Origin of the sequence: Micromonospora sp. NPDC005305 (assembly GCF_040607315.1) — a bacterium.
Taxonomy (GTDB): Bacteria; Actinomycetota; Actinomycetes; order Mycobacteriales; family Micromonosporaceae; genus Micromonospora.
Genome location: NZ_JBEXGL010000025.1, coordinates 19404 through 35884, shown reverse-complemented (window position 1 = coordinate 35884; position 16481 = coordinate 19404). Strand labels below are relative to the sequence as shown.

Here is a 16481-nt window from a genome sequence, read left to right as displayed (position 1 = left end):
CTCCAGTCTTCCCGGACCGGCCCGGCCCGACACCGGCTCAGGCGAGCAGCGCCTCCAGCCGGCGGTTCACCGCGGCCAGGGTCGCCCGGACCACGGCCTGCCGGGGATCCCCGGCGACCAGGGCGGAACCGGCCAACTGCTCCACCCAGCCGTCGCAGACCAGCAGCACGACGACGGTCGCCACCTCGCAGTTGCCGAACGGCACCACGGCGGTGTGCTCGACGAAGCACCGCCCCCGCTCCCCGGCCGGCGCGGCCTGGCCGAGCAGCTCGTCCACCGCGGCGGCTGCGGCCACCGCGCACAGCCGCAGCACGTAGCCGTCCACGGCCGGCCCGGTGGAGTGCCCCTCGGCCGTGCGGTCCCCGGCGATCAGGCGGACCTCCACGGTGGCATCGAGGCCGAAGGTGCTCACCTGGACGTGGTCGATCACCACCCGGGGCCCGGGCAGGCCGCCGGTGTCCAGCGGTCGCGACGGCGCGGTTTCCGTCGTGCTCATCTGCCCGCCGGAGTACGAGGTGCCGAGCGTGGCCGGGCTGCCGGTGGCCGTGCCGGCCGGGGCGGTGGCGAGCGAGGACTCCTCGACCGCGGCCCGGCCCCGGTGGCCGGCCTGCCGGCGGCGGCGCGGCGGCTCGGCCCCCGCGTCGGCGCCCTCGGCGGGAGCCTCGGCGAGTCGGCCGGCGCGTGCCTCGGGCGCCGCGAACCGGCCCTCACCGGACCGGTTCTCGGCCGGCCGGTTCGGGCCGGACCTCGGACCGGCCGGGTCCCCGGCCGGTCGGGACTGCGGGCCGGTCGGCTCCTCCGCCGGGCCGGGCCTCGGGTCGGCCACGTCCTCGGCCGGACGGGACTGGGCCGCCGACCAGGCCGGGCCGGGCGCCTCCCCCGTCGGACGGGACTGCGGCGCCGACCAGGCCGGGCCGGGCGCGTCCTCCGCCGGACGGGACTGCGGCGCCGACCAGGCCGGGCCGGGCAGGTCGTCCCCCGGACGGGACTGCGCGGACCGCGTCGGGCCGGACAGGTCCTCCGCGGGGCGGGACTGCGGGCCGGGCCCGGCCGGGCCCGGCCGGGCCTCGGTCGGGCGGGGCTCGGCGGGACGGTCGGCGCGCGGCTGGGCCGACCGGCGGCGGACCGGGGGCGGCGGGGTCGACGGGGCGCCGGGCAGGTTCTGCGGGGCGGCGGCCAGCCCCATCCGCTCCTGGAGCAGCCGGGCGACCACCCGGCTCACCTCGGCCGGGTCCGCGCCGTCGGCGAGGTCCAGCCGGAGGCTGTGCGCCCCGGCCGGGGTGCGGCGCAGGGCCGCGTCCCGGACGCCGGCCACCTCGCGGACCGCGTCGAGGATGGCGTTGACGTCGAAGCCCTCCGGCCGCTCGCGCAGCGGCGCGGGTTCGTCGTCCCGGCGCAGGTGGGTGGCGATGCGGGCGAGTTCGGGGGTCTCGGCGGGCGGTTCCACGGCGGGCGGCTCCGGCACGACGGGCACATCCGGCTCGGCGGGGACGCGCTGCGGCAGCACCGGGGTCAGCTCGGCCGCCTCGGCGGCCGGCGGCGGCTCCGGTGCGGACCGGCGGGCCGCGTAGGGAGGTGCGCTCGTCGGGGTGGGTGCGGGGGCGCGGTCGACGGGGGCCACGCCGCCGGTCGCGGGCGGCGGGCCGGCCGGCGCGGCGGGTGGCCGCTCCGCCCCGCCCGGCAGCCGGTACGGCCTGGACTCCCGCTCCTCGGCGGCGCGGACGGGCGGCGCGGGCGGGTAGGCGGTGGGCGGCGGGCCCGTGGGCGTCTCGGGGGGCATGGGCGGTGCGCTGGTCGGCGTCGTGTGCGGGGGCGCGCTGAACGGGGTGACCGGCACGGGCGGCCCGGCCCAGGTCGGCCGGTCGGGAAGCTCGCGGGCGGCCGGCTCCGGCCCCGGGCGGGACTCGGGCGCCTCGTACGGCCGGGTCGGCTCCGGGCGCGACGCCTCGTAGCCCGCGGGTGGCTCGGCCCGGACCGGCTCGTAGGGGCGGACCGGCTCCGGCCGTGGCGGGTCGTAGCCGGCGGGCGGCTCGACCCGGGCCGGCTCGTAGGGCCGGACCGGCTCGGGCGCCCACTCCTCGCGGGCGGCACGGCGGCCGGCCAGCTCGTCCTCGCGGGCGGCGCGGCGGCCGGTCGGCTCCTCCTCGCGGGCGGTCCGGCGGCCGGCCGGCTCGTCCTCGCCGGCCGGGCGGCCAGTCGACCCGTTCTCGCGCCCCCACGGCGGCGCCCAGCCACCGCCACGGCTCGGACGGTTCCAGGCCGGGCCGGACCACGGCGGTTCCCCGGCCGGCCTGGCGGCCCGGTCGTCGGCCGCGGCGCGCGGCTGCTCGGCGGCGGGCCGGCGCTCCTCGCCGGCGGCGGGGTCCGGGCCGGCCGGCGGAGCCGAGGTGGGCCGCTCGGCCCAGCCCCCGCCAGCCGGCGGAGCCGAGGTCGGCCGCTCGGCCCAGCCCCCGCCAGCCGGCGGAGCCGAGGTCGGCCGGTCGGCCCAGCCCCCGCCGGCCGGCGGGGCCGAGGTGGGCCGGTCGGCCCAGCCACGGGAGAGCGACGGTGCGGGTTCGGACCGGTCGGCGGTCGGGGCGTGGAAGCCGGGGGGCACCTCGAAGCCGGAGGCGGCGGCGCCGACCGGCGGCACCTGGAGGGCCGGCGGCCCGGAGGTCGGGCCGCTCTCCGCCCAGCGCGCGGCGCGCGGCGCGGGCGGGTCGTCGGAGGCGTGCCGGGACGGGCCGGGATCGGCCTCGGCGGTCGGCTGCTCGACCGCGGGCGCCGGCCGCTGGGCCGGCACGATGAGCCGGTCGCCGCCGGTCTCCCGGCGCGGCTCGTCCGCGGGCGGGGCACTCACCGGCGCCTGGCGGGTCACGGAGGGCTCCTCCCCGGCGTGGTGGATGCCGTTGACGTGGCGGCCGTTGACCCGCCCGGGCGGCTCCTCGGCGGTCAGCCCGGGCAGCGGGGCGGGGAGGTCGCCGTGCCGAGGGGACGAGGCACCCCAGCCGGTGGTGAGGTCGGCGCGGGGCCAGCCGCCGGGCGCCGGCGCGCCCCGGGCCCAGCCGGTCGCCGGGGGCGCCCACCCGCTGCCGGCGCGGGCCAGGTCGTCCTGCTGACCCGTGCCGTCGCCGTGCTCTCCCGGGGTGGCGGCTCCGGGTTGCCCTGATTCACTCACCGCGCGCTCCTTGGTCGCCCCCGCTGAGGCTACCGTGTGGTGACAGTGGCGATAAGTTACAGCGGCGGGCCAATTCCGCGACGGGTTCACGAACCCGGACCGGTTCGGGTGATAAGTGCCGGCTCGTACAGAGAAACTCGGAGGTTCCCATGACCGCTGTGGGGAACGGTGCGCAGACCGCCGGCCGGCCCACCCGCCTGCCCCGCTCGGCGCGGCGCAAGCAGCTGCTCGCCGCCGCCCAGGAGGTGTTCGTCGCGCAGGGCTACCACGCCGCCGCGATGGACGACATCGCCGAGCGGGCGGGTGTCTCCAAGCCCGTGCTCTATCAGCACTTCCCGGGCAAGATGGAGCTCTACCTGGCGCTGCTGGACACGCACTGCGACGCCATCGTGGCGAAGGTGCACGACGCGATGCGCGGCACCAACGACAACAAGGAGCGGGTCGGCGCCTCGGTGCGCGCGTACTTCGACTTCGTCGACCACGAGAGCGAGGCGTTCCGGCTGGTCTTCGAGTCGGACCTGCGCAACGACCCGGCCGTGCGGCAGCGGGTGGAGCGGGTCGAGCAGGGCTGCATCGCGGCGATCACCGACACCATCATCTCGGACACCGGGGTGAGCCGGGCGCACGCCGAGCTGCTCGCCTCCGGCCTCGTCGGCGCCGCCGAGACCGCTGCCCAGTTCTGGCTCGCCGGTGGCCGCCAGGTGCCCAAGGCGGAGGCCGAGGCGCTGGTCGCGGCCCTGTCCTGGCGGGGCATCGCCAGCTTCCCGCTGCAAGGTGAGTCAGCCTGAACATCGGGCCGCCAGATCGGATAGCCTTCCCACGGTGGCTTTTTCGCCCCAGTTGAGGAGGCACAGTGGAGGTCAAGATCGGCGTGCAGTACGCGCCGCGGGAGCTGGTCCTGGAGAGCGCGCAGTCGCCGGCCGAGATCGAGCAGATCGTGACCGACGCCGTCGCCAAGGGTGAGGGCGCCCTCTCCCTGACCGACGAGAAGGGCCGGCGGGTCATCGTGCCGGTCACGAAGGTCGCCTACGTCGAGATCGCGGAGGCCTCGCCCCGCGCGGTCGGGTTCACCGTCCGCTGATCCCGGTCGGCCCGCCGTCGCGGGCCGTCATCCCCAGCCGGCCCGCCGTGGCGGGTGAGCCCGTCACGGCGGCGCGCGGCGTTCAGTTGTTCAACCCCGCGGCGGTCATCCGCGCGGTGTGCGCGTCGGTCAGCCGGCGGAACAGCGCCGGCACGTCCACGCCCGCCCGGGAGATCAGCGCGGTGAGCGCGCCCCGGTCGGCGGCGGCGACCCGGCCCGCCTGGGAGAGCGCCTCGCCGACCAGCCGCCGGGCCCACATGGAGAGCCGGTTGGCCACCCGGGGTTCCGCCGCGATGGCGGCCCGGATCTCGGCGGCGGCAAACTCGGCGTACCGCGAGTCGTGCAGCACGTCGAGGATCAGCCGCTGGTCCGGCCCGTCGAGGCCGCCGGCGATCCCGCGCAGGAAGTCGTCGCTGATGGCGTCGCCCACGTACGCCTTGGTCACCGCCTCCAGCCAGTCCTTCGGCTCGGTCGAGTCGTGGTAGGCCTGCAACGCCTCGACGTAGGGGGCCATGGCCTCGTCGGGGGTCACGCCGAGCGCGGTGATCCGGTCGGCGATCCACCGGTAGTGCGCGATCTCGGCGGCGGCCATCTCGCTCAGCGCGGCGCGGCGGCGCAGGTCGGGGGCGAGGCGGGCGTCGGCGGCCAGCCGGTCGAAGGCGAGCAGTTCGCCGTAGGCGACGAGGCCGAGCAGGTCGACCAGGGCGGGGTCGGGGGCGGACACGAGCGCAGGCTACCGCCCGCACGCAACAGCGCCTTCATAGTGATCCAGGTCACACCGGTCATCCCCGGACGCGATGCCGTCACCTGGAATCAGGACGGCTCCCAGGCAGTTCAGGTAGGATGAGACAGTTGCCGTGGGCACCGATTCGTTCAGCTCAGCTGATCAGCACCGGTCCCCGGCGCGCGTGCGGCCCGGTCCGGCTCGGCGTAACCGCCGCCGACCGTGTGGCCCGCGGCATACCGTTCGCGCCCTGAGGACATGACGGGGCGCACCACGAGAGGGCACCCCCAAATCCATATGAGCGAGCAGATTCAGGGCCACGAACTGGCCCCCACCGCTCCGGTCCGTCCGGAGGCTCCCACCTTCGCCGAACTCGGCGCCCGACAGGAGACCGTCGAGGCGCTGGCCGCCGCCGGCATCACCCGCGCCTTCGCCATCCAGGAGTACGCGCTGCCGATCGGGCTGCGCGGCGTCGACCTGATCGGCCAGGCGCCGACCGGCACCGGCAAGACCCTCGGCTTCGGCATCCCGCTGCTGGAGCGCGTCTTCGCGCCCTCCGAGGGCAGCGACGGCGTGCCGCAGGCGCTGGTCGTCGTCCCCACCCGCGAGCTGGGCCTGCAGGTCGCCAAGGACCTGGACGCCGCGGGCCGCACCCGGGGCGTCCGGGTGCTGCCGATCTACGGCGGCGTCGCGTACGAGCCGCAGATCGACGCGCTGCGCAAGGGCGTCGAGATCCTGGTCGGCACCCCCGGCCGCCTGCTGGACCTGGCCAAGCAGAAGCACCTCCGGCTCGACCGGGTGCATGCGCTGGTGCTCGACGAGGCCGACCGGATGCTCGACCTGGGCTTCCTCGACGACGTCGAGAAGATCCTGGCCATGCTGCCGGAGGACCGGCAGACCATGCTGTTCTCGGCCACCATGCCGGACCCGATCGTCGCGCTGTCCCGGCGCTTCCTGCGCCGGCCGGTGACGATCCACGCCGGGCACACCGCCGAGACCGGCCCGTCGCCGCAGACCCAGCAGCTGGTCTACCGCACCCACTCGATGAACAAGGTCGAGATCGTGGCGCGCATCCTCCAGGCGGAGGGTCGCGGGCTGACCATGATCTTCACCCGCACGAAGCGGGCCGCCGACCGGGTGGCCGAGGACCTCGACTTCCGCGGTTTCGCGGTCGCGGCCGTCCACGGCGACCTGGGTCAGGGCGCGCGGGAGCGGGCGCTGCGGGCGTTCCGCGCCGGCAAGATCGACATCCTGGTCGCCACCGACGTGGCGGCCCGCGGTCTCGACGTCACCGGCGTCACCCACGTCATCAACTACGACTGCCCCGAGGACCAGGACACCTACACCCACCGGATCGGCCGCACCGGCCGGGCCGGGGCGTCCGGTGTCGCGGTGACCTTCGTCGACTGGGACGACATGCCCCGCTGGCGGATCATCGACAAGACCCTCGGGCTCGACATGCCGGAGCCGCCGGAGACCTACCACACCTCCGCGCACCTCTACACCGACCTGGACATCTCCCGGGACGTCAGCGGCACGCTGCCGACCGCCGACCGCACTCGCGCCGGCCTGTCGGCCGAGGTCGAGGAGGACCTGGGCGGTGGCCGGTCGCGGCGCGGCGAGCGCGGCCCGCGGCGCGGCGACGGCCGGGGCGACGGCCGGGGCGACGGCCGGGGCGAGAGCCGCGGCGACGGCCGGGGCCGGGAGCGCCGCCAGGGTCGCGGCGGCGACAGCGACGCCCGCGGTGAGGTTGCGCCCACCGAGGCGGCCGCCGAGGAGGGCACCCGCACCCCGCGGCGCCGCCGGCGCCGCCGGGCCGGCGAGGCGGTCGCCGGCGAGCCCACCGCGGTGATCTCCACCGAGGGTGGCGCCGAGCCGGCCGCCGCGGCCGTGGAGGGCGAGTCCGCCGGCAAGCCGCGCCGCCGCCGGCGCCGCCGTGGTGGCGGAGGCACCGGTACGCCGGCCGAGGCGACCGCCGACTGACCAGCGAGACATCCGACGTCCCCCGTACCGGTCATCCGGTGCGGGGGACGTCCCCGTTCCACCCCGGCCGTGCGGCCGAGCTCGTCGAGGAAGAGGAAGCCATGCCGGAACCGCTGGACGCCGCGCTGAGCGAGGTGCGGGCGCTGCTGCTCGACCCCGCCCTGACCCGGGCGGTCGCCGCGGGCCGTCGCCGCGGCCAGCGCCCCTCGATGGTCCGCGCCGAGCTGCGTCCGGTCACCCTCAAGGGCGGCCCGCGGCTCCAGATCTCGACCTCCGACGGGGCCCGGCCGTACACCCGGAACGTGGCCCCGGGCGAGGAGGCCGACGTGGCGGTCGACGCGCTGCTGGCCGAGCCGTTCGGCAACTGGCACGTGGAGACCGCCGACAGCACGCTCCAGCTCCGGGTGACCAAGTCGGGCGAGGCGCAGGTGCACCGGGCGGCGGCGAGCCGGCCGGCGCCGGAGCCGGGCGGCCATGACCGGGCCAAGGACTGGCTGCTCGACCCGGGCGACCCGATCTTCGCCGAGATCGGCGGTTCGGCGGCCAAGCGCCGGCAGGTGGACGCGTTCCTCCGGGCGCTGGCGGCCACCCTGCCGGACGACCTCACCGGGCCGCTGCGCGTGGTGGACCTGGGCTGCGGCAACGCCTACCTGACCTTCGCGGCGCACCGCTACCTGACGCAGCGGGGGCTGGACGTGACGCTGGTCGGGGTGGACGTCCGCGAGGACCAGCGCCGGCGCAACACCGAGCTGGCCGAGCGGCTGGGCTGGGCCGACCGGGTGAGCTTCGTGGCCGGCACCATCGCCGACGCGCAGGTCGAGCCGGCCCCGGATCTGGTGCTGGCGCTGCACGCCTGCGACACGGCGACCGACGAGGCGCTGGCCCGCGCGCTGCGCTGGGGAGCCCGCTGGGTGCTCGCCGCGCCGTGCTGCCACCACGACGTGGCGGCCCAGCTCCGGGCCCACCCCGCGCCGGCGCCGTACGAGCTGCTCACCCGGCAGGGCATCCTGCGCGAGCGGTTCGCCGACGTGCTCACCGACGCGCTGCGCGCCGGCCTGCTCCGGCTGCACGGCTACCGCGCCGAGGTGGTGGAGTTCGTCGACTCGCGGCACACCCCGCGCAACCTGCTGATCCGGGCCCGGCGCACCGGGAGCGCGCCGACCGGCGACCAGCGCGCCGAATATCGCCAGCTCGTCGACCAGTGGGGCGTGACGCCCCGGCTGGAGACGCTGCTCGCCGGCCGTCGCTAGCGGCGGCGGTCGCCCCGGTTGCGTTCCCCCCGCTCGAACGCGGGCACCCGGTCGCCGAGCCCTCGGTTGGTGGACCGGTCGGCCTCCGGCGACGCGGACGGGAACGGGAACGGGACCACCGTCCCCGACTCGTCGGCGTTGCCGGCGGCGGCGAACGCGTTCCACGAGATGTCGACGAGCAGCCGCTTCAGCTCGGCGTGCCGGACGGCGGCGCTGCGCTGGAGCGCCATCCGGGCCCCCAGCACCACGCCGACCAGCGTCGTGGTGATCGCCCCGGTCGCGGCGATGAGGTGCACGCCGGTCGCCGGGCCGCCGCGCACCGCCAGCACCAGCAGCCAGATCCAGAAGCCGAGGGCGAACACGCCGGCCTTGGCCACGAAGAAGAGGCTGATCGCGCCCGGGCGGTGGGGCACGGGACGGTCCGGCTCGGTCATGCTGCTCCTCGTCGTCGGTCATTCGCTGCTCAGCGGGTCCGTCGAGTTTAGTTGACGGCTCACAACTGTCTATGCCTCTGGCGGTCCCGCCCACGGGACCTTCCGACCGATCAGTCAGTTACTTATCGGTGTCGGCGTACTAGGCTCGGTGCCCAGAGTCGGGTGCTCCGGCGGAAAGGGACAGACCCCGGGGATGGGCTCCGCAGAGGTATCGCCGCAGATGGCCTTCGCGCGCTTCGTGCGACGCGCCATCGATGACGCCCGCGAGGAGCGCGGCTGGACGGTGACCGACCTCGCCACGCACACGGGCGTGGGGCGGTCGACCGTGTTCCGCTGGCTGGCCGGCGACTGGCAGGACTACCCCGAACTGGCCAAGGTGCGCGGCTTCTGCGCGGCTCTGGACCTGCCGGTGGCGGCCGCGTTCCGCGCGCTGGGCCTGCCCGACGCCGGCGCCGTGCCGCGCCGCCGGGGCGCCGAGGACGGCCCGGTGGAGGCCGACGTCCGGGTGATCCTGGAGCGGCTGGCCGACCCGAACGTCCCCGCCGAGGAGAAGCACCACATCCGCGACCTGCTCCGCTACCTGGCCCGCCGCCCGGTCCGCCGGGCGGGCTGACGGCCGCTCAGGCCACCGTCACGGTGAACGCGGCCGTGCGCACCACGCCGTCGACCTGGAAGTCCAGGAACATCCGGTAGCGGCCCGGCCCGGGCGCGGTCAACCAGAACGTCACGGCGTCGCCGTCCCGCACCGGCTCGGGGTGCACGTGCAGGTAGCCGAGGTCGCCCTCGCGGAGCGCGACCAGGTGGCCGTACGCGCCGAGGTAGGGCTGCAGCGGCGCGGCCGCGCCGTCGGACCCGGTGACCCGGAACCGCAGCGGCACCGACTGCCCCACGGCCGGGGTGCCCGTGTAGCCGACGGTGAACCCGTGGACCGTGGTCGAGGTGGCCGGGGCGGGCAGCGGCCGGGGCGCGTACCCGCCGGGCGCGGCCAGGTCGGCGCCGAGGATCACGGCGGTCTGCCGGCCGTCGTCGGCGACCGCGGTGAAGTCCGCGTACGCCCGCCAGGCGCCCGGCTCGGGGAGCGTCAGCGGCACCGACCAGGTGCCGTCGGGGGCCATCGTCGGGTGCAGGTGCTGGTAGCCCGTGAGGTCGCGGCGCACCACGATGAGGTGCATCGGCTTGTCGTGCACGACGGCGAAGCGGGTGACGACCCGCCGCCTCTCGTCCTTGATCTGGAACCGCAGCTCACCGGCCTTGCCGGGGGTGAACTCGACGGTCGACGGGGCGAGCGTGTAGCCGCCCGAGCTGATCGACAGACCGGCCGCGTCGGCGTCGCCGCCCTGGGTGACGGTGGCCCCGCCGTGCGAGTGTGCCCCGGTGCCGGGGGCGTGGCTGTGCTCCGCGGCCACCGCCGCGGTCCCGGTGCGGGCCGGGTTCGGCGACGGGTTGAGCCGGCCGAGGCCGAAACCGAGCAGCACGGCGAGCACCAGCCCGCCCACCACGAGGGCGAGCCGCAGCGTCGCCCGGTCCACCTCGACGGGCCCGCCCGCACCGGACCCGCCGGCGACGGGGGCGTCGGCATCGGCCGCGGACCCCGCCGGGCCCGGCCCGGGCACCGCCACGTCCGGCCCGGGCACCGCCACGTCCGGCCCGGACCCCGTCAGGTCGGGGCCGGGCGGCGGCGCGTCGGGGCCGGCGAGGGGCGGTGACTCAGGCAACGCCGGAGGCCAGTTCGTAACCCGCCTCGTCGACGGCGGCACGGACGGAGTCGACGCGCAGCGGGGCGGCACTGGTGACCGTGGCGGTGCCGGCGGCCAGGTCGATCCGGACCTCCTCGACGCCCGGCAGCGCGGACAGCTCCTCGGTGACCGCACGGACGCAGTGTTCGCAGGTCATCCCGGTGACGGCATACGTCTGGACGACGGATCGCTGCTCGGTCATGCGCCCACGGTACCGCCGTCGGGCGCCCGGCCCGCCGACGGTCCGCCGACGGTGGCGACGCTCGCATTCGGCGGCCGGTCGGGAACTTTCCGCCGCTGCGGAGCGACGGTTCAGCCGGCGACCGCGAGGGCCAGCGGCAGCACGTCGGGCGCGCCGGCCCGGCGCAGCAGGCGGGCCACCATGCTCATGGTCCACCCCGAGTCGACCAGGTCGTCGACGAGCAGCACCGGCCCGTCCAGCCCGGGCAGCGCGTCGGCCAGGTCGGCGGGCACCGCGAAGGCGTCGTGCAGCGCGCGTACCCGCTGGGCGCTGTTGCCGCGCGGCCCGCCGGGCCCGGACGGGCCGGTGGGGACGACCGCGCCGAGCAGCGGCAGCCGGCCCACCGCGGCGATCCGCTCGGCGAGCGAGCCGACCAGCAGCGGCCGGGTGCGGGACCCGACCGCGACCACCCCGACGGGGCGGCGCGGCCACGGGTCGTCGCCGTGCGCCCACGCCTTCAGCACCTCGACCACCGCGGCCGCCACGTCGTCGGGGACGGGGCCGTCCGCCGCGTCCGGCCCGACCAGGCCGCGCAGCCGCCCGCCCCAGCCCAGGTCGGAGAGGCGTCCCACGGCCCGGCCGGGCAGCGCCTGCTCCGCCGGGGGAATGCGCCCCTTCAGGGGTACGCCGACCGCCTCCAACCCGGTCGGCCAGAGCTTCTTCGGGGCGATCTCCACACCGGGGCGGCCCAGGAAGGTCTGCGCGGCGCTGAGCGCGGCGTCGGACACCTCCGTGCCGAACAGCGGGGCGGCGCAGTTGTCGCACCGGCCGCAGTCCCCCGCCCCGGCGTCGTCGAGGCACTCCCGCAGGTAGCGCATCCGGCAGCCGGGCGTGGCCGCGTACTCCCGCATGGCCTGCTGCTCGGCGGTGCGCGCCTGGGCGACGCGGCGCAACCGGGCCTCGTCGTAGACCCAGGGCTCGCCGGTGGCGAGCCAGCCGCCGCGCACCCGGCGGACCGCGCCGTCCACGTCGAGCACCTTGAGCATCAGCTCCAGCCGGGCCCGGCGCAGGTCGACCACCGGTTCGAGGGCCTGGGTGGAGATCGGCCGTGCGGTGTCCAGGGCGGCGAGCACGGCCCGGACCTGCTCCTCGGGCGGGAAGGCGAGCGAGGCGAAGTACCGCCAGATGGCCGCGTCCTCGACGCCGGGCAGCAGCAGCACCTCGGCGTGCTCGACGGCACGGCCGGCGCGGCCGACCTGCTGGTAGTAGGCGATCGGCGAGGGCGGCGCGCCCAGGTGCACCACGAAGCCGAGGTCCGGCTTGTCGAAGCCCATGCCGAGCGCGCTGGTCGCCACCAGCGCCTTGATCTTGTTGTCCAGCAGGTCCTGCTCGGCGGCCCGCCGGTCGGCGTCCTCGGCCTGCCCGGTGTAGGCGGCCACCGACCAGCCCCGGGCGCGGAGGAACTCGGCGGTCTCGCCGGCCGCCGCCACGGTCAGCGTGTAGATGATCCCCGAGCCGGGGAGGCGGTCCAGGTGGTCGGCCAGCCAGGCCAGGCGGTGCGCGGGGCTCGGCAGATCCAGTACGCCGAGCCGCAGCGACTCCCGGTCGAGGGTGCCGCGCAGCACCAGAGCGTCGCCGAGCTGCTCCGCGACGTCCTCGGTGACCCGGGCGTTGGCCGTCGCCGTGGTGGCGAGCACCGGGGTCCGCTCGGGCAGGTTGGCGAGGAAGGTGCGTAGCCGGCGGTAGTCGGGGCGGAAGTCGTGCCCCCAGTCGGAGACGCAGTGCGCCTCGTCCACCACGAGCAGCCCGGTGGTGGCCGCGAGCTTCGGCAGCACGCCGTCCCGGAAGTCCGGGTTGTTGAGGCGTTCCGGGCTGATGAGCAGCACGTCCACGGCCCCGGCGTGGATCTCGGCGGTGATCTCGTCCCACTCGTCCAGGTTCGCCGAGTTGATGGTGCGGGCCCGGATGCCGGCCCGCGCCGCCGACTCGACCTGGTTGCGCATGAGCGCCAGCAGCGGCGAGACGATCACCGTGGGACCGTGCTCGCCGCCCTCGCGCAGCAGCGCGGTGGCCACGAAGTAGACGGCCGACTTGCCCCAGCCGGTGCGCTGCACGCAGAGCACCCGCCGCCGGTCGACCACCAGCGCCTCGATGGCACGCCACTGGTCCTCCCGGAGCCGGGCGTGCTCACCCGCCAGACGCCGCAGCACCGCCTCGGCGCGTTCCCGGACGGCCATCCGATCCTGACCCATCCGGCATTTCTACCAGGCTCCCCCGACGGAGGCCGGATCACGACGGCCGGACGGCCGGCGGCTCGGGCGGCAGGAACAGCAGCACGTCCCGCAGCGGTTCGGCCGCCGCGTACGGCAGCGCGCACCGCTCGGCCAACTCCTCCAGCGACCCGTACGGGCCGCGCAGCCAGCGGTCGACCGCGATCTGGCGGCGCTGGCCGGCGGTCAGCCCGGGCAGCGACGCCAGCACCGGATCGGGTACGGCGTTGACGTCCACGAGGCCGCCGTCGTCGTAGCTGCGGAGCAGGTCCGGGCGGCCGATGCGCAGCTCCGACCGGGCGGCCGGATAGTGGTGCAGCAGGTAGCGAGCCTGCTCACGGCGCAACCGCCGCTGCTCGTCACTGCGCTGCCGGCCGGTCCAGAACAGCCCGCCGAGGGCCGCCCAGAGGGTCGGATTGAGCAGCACCACATGCACCGTGCCGAGCAGCCAGCAGATGCCCGTCGCGACGATGAACCAGAGGGCCTCGCCGTCGCTGACCTCCTCGTTCTCCGGGCTGAAGACCGCGAGGACGAACACGCTGAGGACGAGCAGGAGGTAGCCGAGGCCGGCCAGCGCCAACCGCCAGCTACGCCGCCACAGCGCGTACCCGAGGACGACCGCCCACGTGAGCGCCCCGAACGACAGCAGCGCGCCGGCGGTGCCGACGACGGTCGCGGTGAGCCGGAGCCACCCCGGCGACCGCCGTGCCGGTGAGGGCTCGGGCGGCTGGTTCCCCAGGAAGCCGTGCGGAGCAGCCCCGCCCCAGCCCGGCGGGGCCGGCGAGGTCGGTGTGAAAGCGGGAGCCGGTCCGGCCGTGGCCGGCATCGGCGCGGGGACCGGGCCGGCGGTGGCTGGCATTGGGGCGGGCGACGGCGGGGCGGCGAGCGCTTCGGGCGCTCCGGAAGTCGCCCGGTCCGTCAAGCCGGCGCCCGCGGTCCGGGGAGCCGGCACGACCTCCGGCAGGGGCGGCACGGCCGGCGTCGCGGCGGACGAGGTGGGGGTGGTGGGCCGCACGGTTGCCGGCGGGACGGGCGCGGGCGGGATCAGCGTCGGGTCGGTGCGGAGGATGCGCTGGTGCAGGTCCTGGAGCGCCTCGCCGGGCTCGATGCCGTACTCCTCGCGGAGCAGGCCGGCGAAGTCCCGGTAGGCGGCCAGCGCCTCGGCCTGCCGGCCGCTGCGGTGCAGCGCCAGCATGAGCTGGTGGCGCAACCGCTCCCGGACCGGGAACTCGGCCACCAGCTCGACCAGACGGCCGACCAGCTCGCCGTGGCGGCCGCCGGTCAGCTCCAGCTCGGTACGCGTCTCCAGGGCGACGGCCCGCAGCTCCACCAGCCGGTGCCGGGCCGCGTCGAAGTACGGGCCGGCGAACCCGGTGAACGGCTCCCCCTGCCACCGCTCCAGCGCGGTGGTCACCTCGGCCAGCGCCTCCTCGGTACGCCCGGCCGCGTGCCACTGCCGGGCGCGGCGCACCTCCCGCTCGAAGCGGACCGCGTCCACCGCCTCCGGCGGGACGCGCAGCAGGTACCCGGCGTCGGTGAGGGTCAGCACCTGCCCCGGCGTACGCGGCGACCGGTCGGGTTCGAGCACCCGGCGCAGCCCGGCCACGTACTTCTGCACCACGTTCGCGCCGTTGGCCGGTGGCTCCTCGGGCCAGACCGCGTCGACGATCTGCCCGGTCGGGACGGGACGGCCCGCGGCGAGCAGCAGCACGGCCAGCACGGCCCGCTGCTTGCCGGGGCCGAGGTCGAGCGGGCGGTCCGCGTGCCAGGCCCGTTGCGGGCCGAGGATCTCGAAGCGCAACGCCTCTGACATGCGAGTTCCCGCTCCTGTTACCCCCCGGCCGTCCGCCGCGGCGGCCCACGGCAGTCGGACGGCAGCATAGCGGCAGCGGAACGGCAGCGGCTGCCTGACATGATCCCGGTGCAACAGCCAACTGGGAAAGTGAGTCAACCGAAATGATGCAGCGTACCGGCACCGCCGCCACGTTCCGGCGGGTCGCGGCCCTCGCGACCGCCGTGCTGGCCGCCACCGCCCTGTCCGCGGGGTGCGGCACCGGAGACGGCGGCTCCGAAGGCGCCGGATCCGACCCTGGCGCCTCCGCGCCGGCCGACCCGAAGGCCACGCTGCTGGCCGCCGTGCCGGACGAGAAGGACCCGGCCTTCCGCTTCTCCACGATGGACGGCACCGACAAGTTCACCGGCGTGGTGGACCCGGCGGCACACGCCATGGAGCTGGGGATGACGCAGAAGAACGAGGACCCGGAGTTCACCATGGCCATGACGTTCCGGGTGATCGACGAGGACCTGTGGATGCGGGTGAAGCTGACGGGCATCCCCGGCCTGCACGACATGCTGAAGCTGCCGAAGCGCTGGATGGCGCTGGACCGGACCAAGCTCGACGACGAGACGGAGGCGCCGGTCTACCAGAACGCCGACCCGGCGAACACCGCCGGGATCATCCGGACGGCGGACACGGTGACGGACAAGGGCGACGGGACGTACGCCGGCGTTGCCGACCTGACCGCCAACGCCGACGTGCAGAGCGCCCTGGGGGTGGACGTGGCGGCGCTGGGCGCGGCGGCGGAGAAGGTGCCGTTCACCGCCGTGGTCGGCCCGGACGGCAACCTCGTCTCGCTGACCCTGGAGGTCCCGGCCTCCGGCAAGAAGAAGGCCATGAAGCTGGTCACCCGATACTACGACTTCGGCAAGGCGCCGAAGGTCACCGCACCCGCCGGGGACGAGGTGCAGAAGGCGCCCGCCTCGGCGTACGAGGTGCTGAACGGCTGACCCGCGACGCGGGAAGGGGCGGCGGCCACACGGGGGGCCGCCGCTCCTGCCGCGTCCGCGTGGTTCAGCGGCCGAGGACGGAACCGCCGTTGACGCCGAGCACCTGCCCGGTGACGTAGCCGGCGGACGGGCCGACCAGGTAGCGGACGGCTGCCGCAATGTCCTCCGGCACGCCGGCCCGGCCGACCAGGGTGGCGGCCACCCGCTTGGCGTGCCCCTCCAGGGTCATCCGGTCGCCGAAGAACTCGGTCTCGGCCACGTACCCGGGGCTGACCACGTTGACCGTGATCTGTTCCGGACCGAGCTGGGCGGCCAGGTCGTACGCCCAGCCGTGCAGCGCGGCCTTCGCCGCCGAGTACGGCCCGCCCCCGCCCCGCTGGGCGGCGATGGAGCTGAGCAGCACCACCCGGCCGCCGGGCCGGCGCAGGACGGGCAGCAGCGCCTCGGTGAGCAGGACCGCGGTGAGCACGTTGGCGTCGAGGTTGGCCCGCCACCAGCCCGCCACGTCGGCCAGGGTGTCGCTCGGTCCGCCGAGGTAGCCCCCGGCGTTGTTGACGACCGCGTCGACCGTCCGCTCCCCGACCGCCTCGACCACCGCCGACACCTGCGCCGGGTCGGTCAGATCGGCGGCCACCGCGCTCACGGCCTCCGGCCGCCCGCACTCCGCCGAGATCCGTTCGGCGGCGCCCAGCAGCACATCGGCCCGCCGTCCGACGATGACAACGTCGTACCCGTCGTCGACGAGCCCCCGCGCGACGGCGGCCCCGATCCCGGTCCCACCCCCGCTGACCACGGCCAGCCTGCTCTCCACCATGCCCACCTCCCGCTCAGACCCGTCGATCATGAAGTTATCGCCATCGACCACGGCGTGTCGTGAC

Annotated in this window: 14 protein-coding genes; 6 read left to right on the top strand and 8 right to left on the bottom strand. The window is 76.4% G+C overall.

The window, feature by feature from the left end:
- Positions 1 to 37: 37 nt before the first annotated feature.
- A complete protein-coding gene (locus ABZS80_RS28570) occupies positions 38 to 3157 on the bottom strand; it encodes a hypothetical protein (RefSeq protein ID WP_355060646.1) in 3120 nt (1039 codons plus the stop codon).
- A 149-nt stretch (positions 3158 to 3306) separates the two neighbouring features.
- Between ABZS80_RS28570 and ABZS80_RS28565 the strand changes: the two genes are divergently transcribed.
- A complete protein-coding gene (locus tag ABZS80_RS28565; RefSeq protein WP_074472473.1) occupies positions 3307 to 3945 on the top strand; it encodes a TetR/AcrR family transcriptional regulator in 639 nt (212 codons plus the stop codon).
- Positions 3946 to 4010: 65 nt separating this feature from the next.
- Entirely contained in the window at positions 4011 to 4238 is a 228-nt protein-coding gene (locus ABZS80_RS28560) for a DUF3107 domain-containing protein (protein ID WP_107079692.1), read from the top strand.
- Between the two features lie 82 nt (positions 4239 to 4320).
- Here the strand turns inward: ABZS80_RS28560 and ABZS80_RS28555 are convergent, their stop codons facing one another.
- Positions 4321 to 4962 (bottom strand): ferritin-like fold-containing protein, encoded by a 642-nt coding sequence (locus ABZS80_RS28555; protein ID WP_355060643.1) that lies wholly within the window; start codon positions 4960 to 4962, stop codon positions 4321 to 4323.
- A gap of 297 nt (positions 4963 to 5259) precedes the next feature.
- Between ABZS80_RS28555 and ABZS80_RS28550 the strand changes: the two genes are divergently transcribed.
- A complete protein-coding gene (locus ABZS80_RS28550; RefSeq protein WP_355060641.1) occupies positions 5260 to 6945 on the top strand; it encodes a DEAD/DEAH box helicase in 1686 nt (561 codons plus the stop codon).
- Between the two features lie 101 nt (positions 6946 to 7046).
- Positions 7047 to 8195, top strand: coding sequence for an SAM-dependent methyltransferase (locus tag ABZS80_RS28545; RefSeq protein WP_355060639.1), 1149 nt, complete (start codon positions 7047 to 7049; stop codon positions 8193 to 8195).
- Here the strand turns inward: ABZS80_RS28545 and ABZS80_RS28540 are convergent.
- Entirely contained in the window at positions 8192 to 8629 is a 438-nt protein-coding gene (locus ABZS80_RS28540; RefSeq protein WP_355060637.1) for a hypothetical protein, read from the bottom strand. The genes ABZS80_RS28545 and ABZS80_RS28540 overlap by 4 nt on opposite strands.
- 193 nt (positions 8630 to 8822) lie before the next feature.
- On the opposite strand from ABZS80_RS28540, the gene ABZS80_RS28535 reads away from it, so the two are divergent.
- Positions 8823 to 9242 (top strand): helix-turn-helix transcriptional regulator, encoded by a 420-nt coding sequence (locus tag ABZS80_RS28535; protein WP_151465319.1) that lies wholly within the window; start codon positions 8823 to 8825, stop codon positions 9240 to 9242.
- A 7-nt stretch (positions 9243 to 9249) separates the two neighbouring features.
- Here the strand turns inward: ABZS80_RS28535 and ABZS80_RS28530 are convergent, their stop codons facing one another.
- The 4 genes from ABZS80_RS28530 to ABZS80_RS28515 all read right to left on the bottom strand — a co-directional run bounded on the left by ABZS80_RS28530 (position 9250) and on the right by ABZS80_RS28515 (position 14629).
- On the bottom strand, positions 9250 to 10158 hold the full coding sequence (locus ABZS80_RS28530) for a hypothetical protein (protein ID WP_355060722.1): 909 nt from the start codon (positions 10156 to 10158) through the stop codon (positions 9250 to 9252).
- A gap of 178 nt (positions 10159 to 10336) precedes the next feature.
- Positions 10337 to 10567, bottom strand: coding sequence for a heavy metal-associated domain-containing protein (locus ABZS80_RS28525; protein ID WP_151465318.1), 231 nt, complete (start codon positions 10565 to 10567; stop codon positions 10337 to 10339).
- Positions 10568 to 10677: 110 nt separating this feature from the next.
- Positions 10678 to 12798, bottom strand: coding sequence for a RecQ family ATP-dependent DNA helicase (locus ABZS80_RS28520; RefSeq protein ID WP_355060634.1), 2121 nt, complete (start codon positions 12796 to 12798; stop codon positions 10678 to 10680).
- A 37-nt stretch (positions 12799 to 12835) separates the two neighbouring features.
- Positions 12836 to 14629 (bottom strand): AfsR/SARP family transcriptional regulator, encoded by a 1794-nt coding sequence (locus tag ABZS80_RS28515; protein ID WP_355060632.1) that lies wholly within the window; start codon positions 14627 to 14629, stop codon positions 12836 to 12838.
- A gap of 143 nt (positions 14630 to 14772) precedes the next feature.
- Here ABZS80_RS28515 and ABZS80_RS28510 point away from each other — a divergent pair, with 143 nt between their 5' ends.
- Positions 14773 to 15603, top strand: coding sequence for a hypothetical protein (locus ABZS80_RS28510; RefSeq protein ID WP_355060630.1), 831 nt, complete (start codon positions 14773 to 14775; stop codon positions 15601 to 15603).
- A gap of 64 nt (positions 15604 to 15667) precedes the next feature.
- Here ABZS80_RS28510 and ABZS80_RS28505 read toward each other — a convergent pair whose 3' ends face one another.
- Positions 15668 to 16447: an SDR family oxidoreductase gene (locus tag ABZS80_RS28505; protein ID WP_355060628.1), complete on the bottom strand. Its 780-nt coding sequence runs from the start codon at positions 16445 to 16447 to the stop codon at positions 15668 to 15670.
- Positions 16448 to 16481: the final 34 nt, after the last annotated feature.

What these genes read in the sequence shown, in the direction of transcription:
- ABZS80_RS28565 (WP_074472473.1), top strand. Translation starts at nt 3,307, where the DNA reads ATGACCGCTGTGGGGAACGGTGCGCAGACCGCCGGCCGGCCCACCCGC.
- ABZS80_RS28550 (WP_355060641.1), top strand. Translation starts at nt 5,260, where the DNA reads ATGAGCGAGCAGATTCAGGGCCACGAACTGGCCCCCACCGCTCCGGTC.
- ABZS80_RS28545 (WP_355060639.1), top strand. Translation starts at nt 7,047, where the DNA reads ATGCCGGAACCGCTGGACGCCGCGCTGAGCGAGGTGCGGGCGCTGCTG.
- ABZS80_RS28540 (WP_355060637.1), bottom strand. Translation starts at nt 8,629, where the DNA reads ATGACCGAGCCGGACCGTCCCGTGCCCCACCGCCCGGGCGCGATCAGC.
- ABZS80_RS28535 (WP_151465319.1), top strand. Translation starts at nt 8,823, where the DNA reads ATGGGCTCCGCAGAGGTATCGCCGCAGATGGCCTTCGCGCGCTTCGTG.
- ABZS80_RS28525 (WP_151465318.1), bottom strand. Translation starts at nt 10,567, where the DNA reads ATGACCGAGCAGCGATCCGTCGTCCAGACGTATGCCGTCACCGGGATG.
- ABZS80_RS28520 (WP_355060634.1), bottom strand. Translation starts at nt 12,798, where the DNA reads ATGGGTCAGGATCGGATGGCCGTCCGGGAACGCGCCGAGGCGGTGCTG.
- ABZS80_RS28515 (WP_355060632.1), bottom strand. Translation starts at nt 14,629, where the DNA reads ATGTCAGAGGCGTTGCGCTTCGAGATCCTCGGCCCGCAACGGGCCTGG.
- ABZS80_RS28510 (WP_355060630.1), top strand. Translation starts at nt 14,773, where the DNA reads ATGATGCAGCGTACCGGCACCGCCGCCACGTTCCGGCGGGTCGCGGCC.
- ABZS80_RS28505 (WP_355060628.1), bottom strand. Translation starts at nt 16,447, where the DNA reads ATGATCGACGGGTCTGAGCGGGAGGTGGGCATGGTGGAGAGCAGGCTG.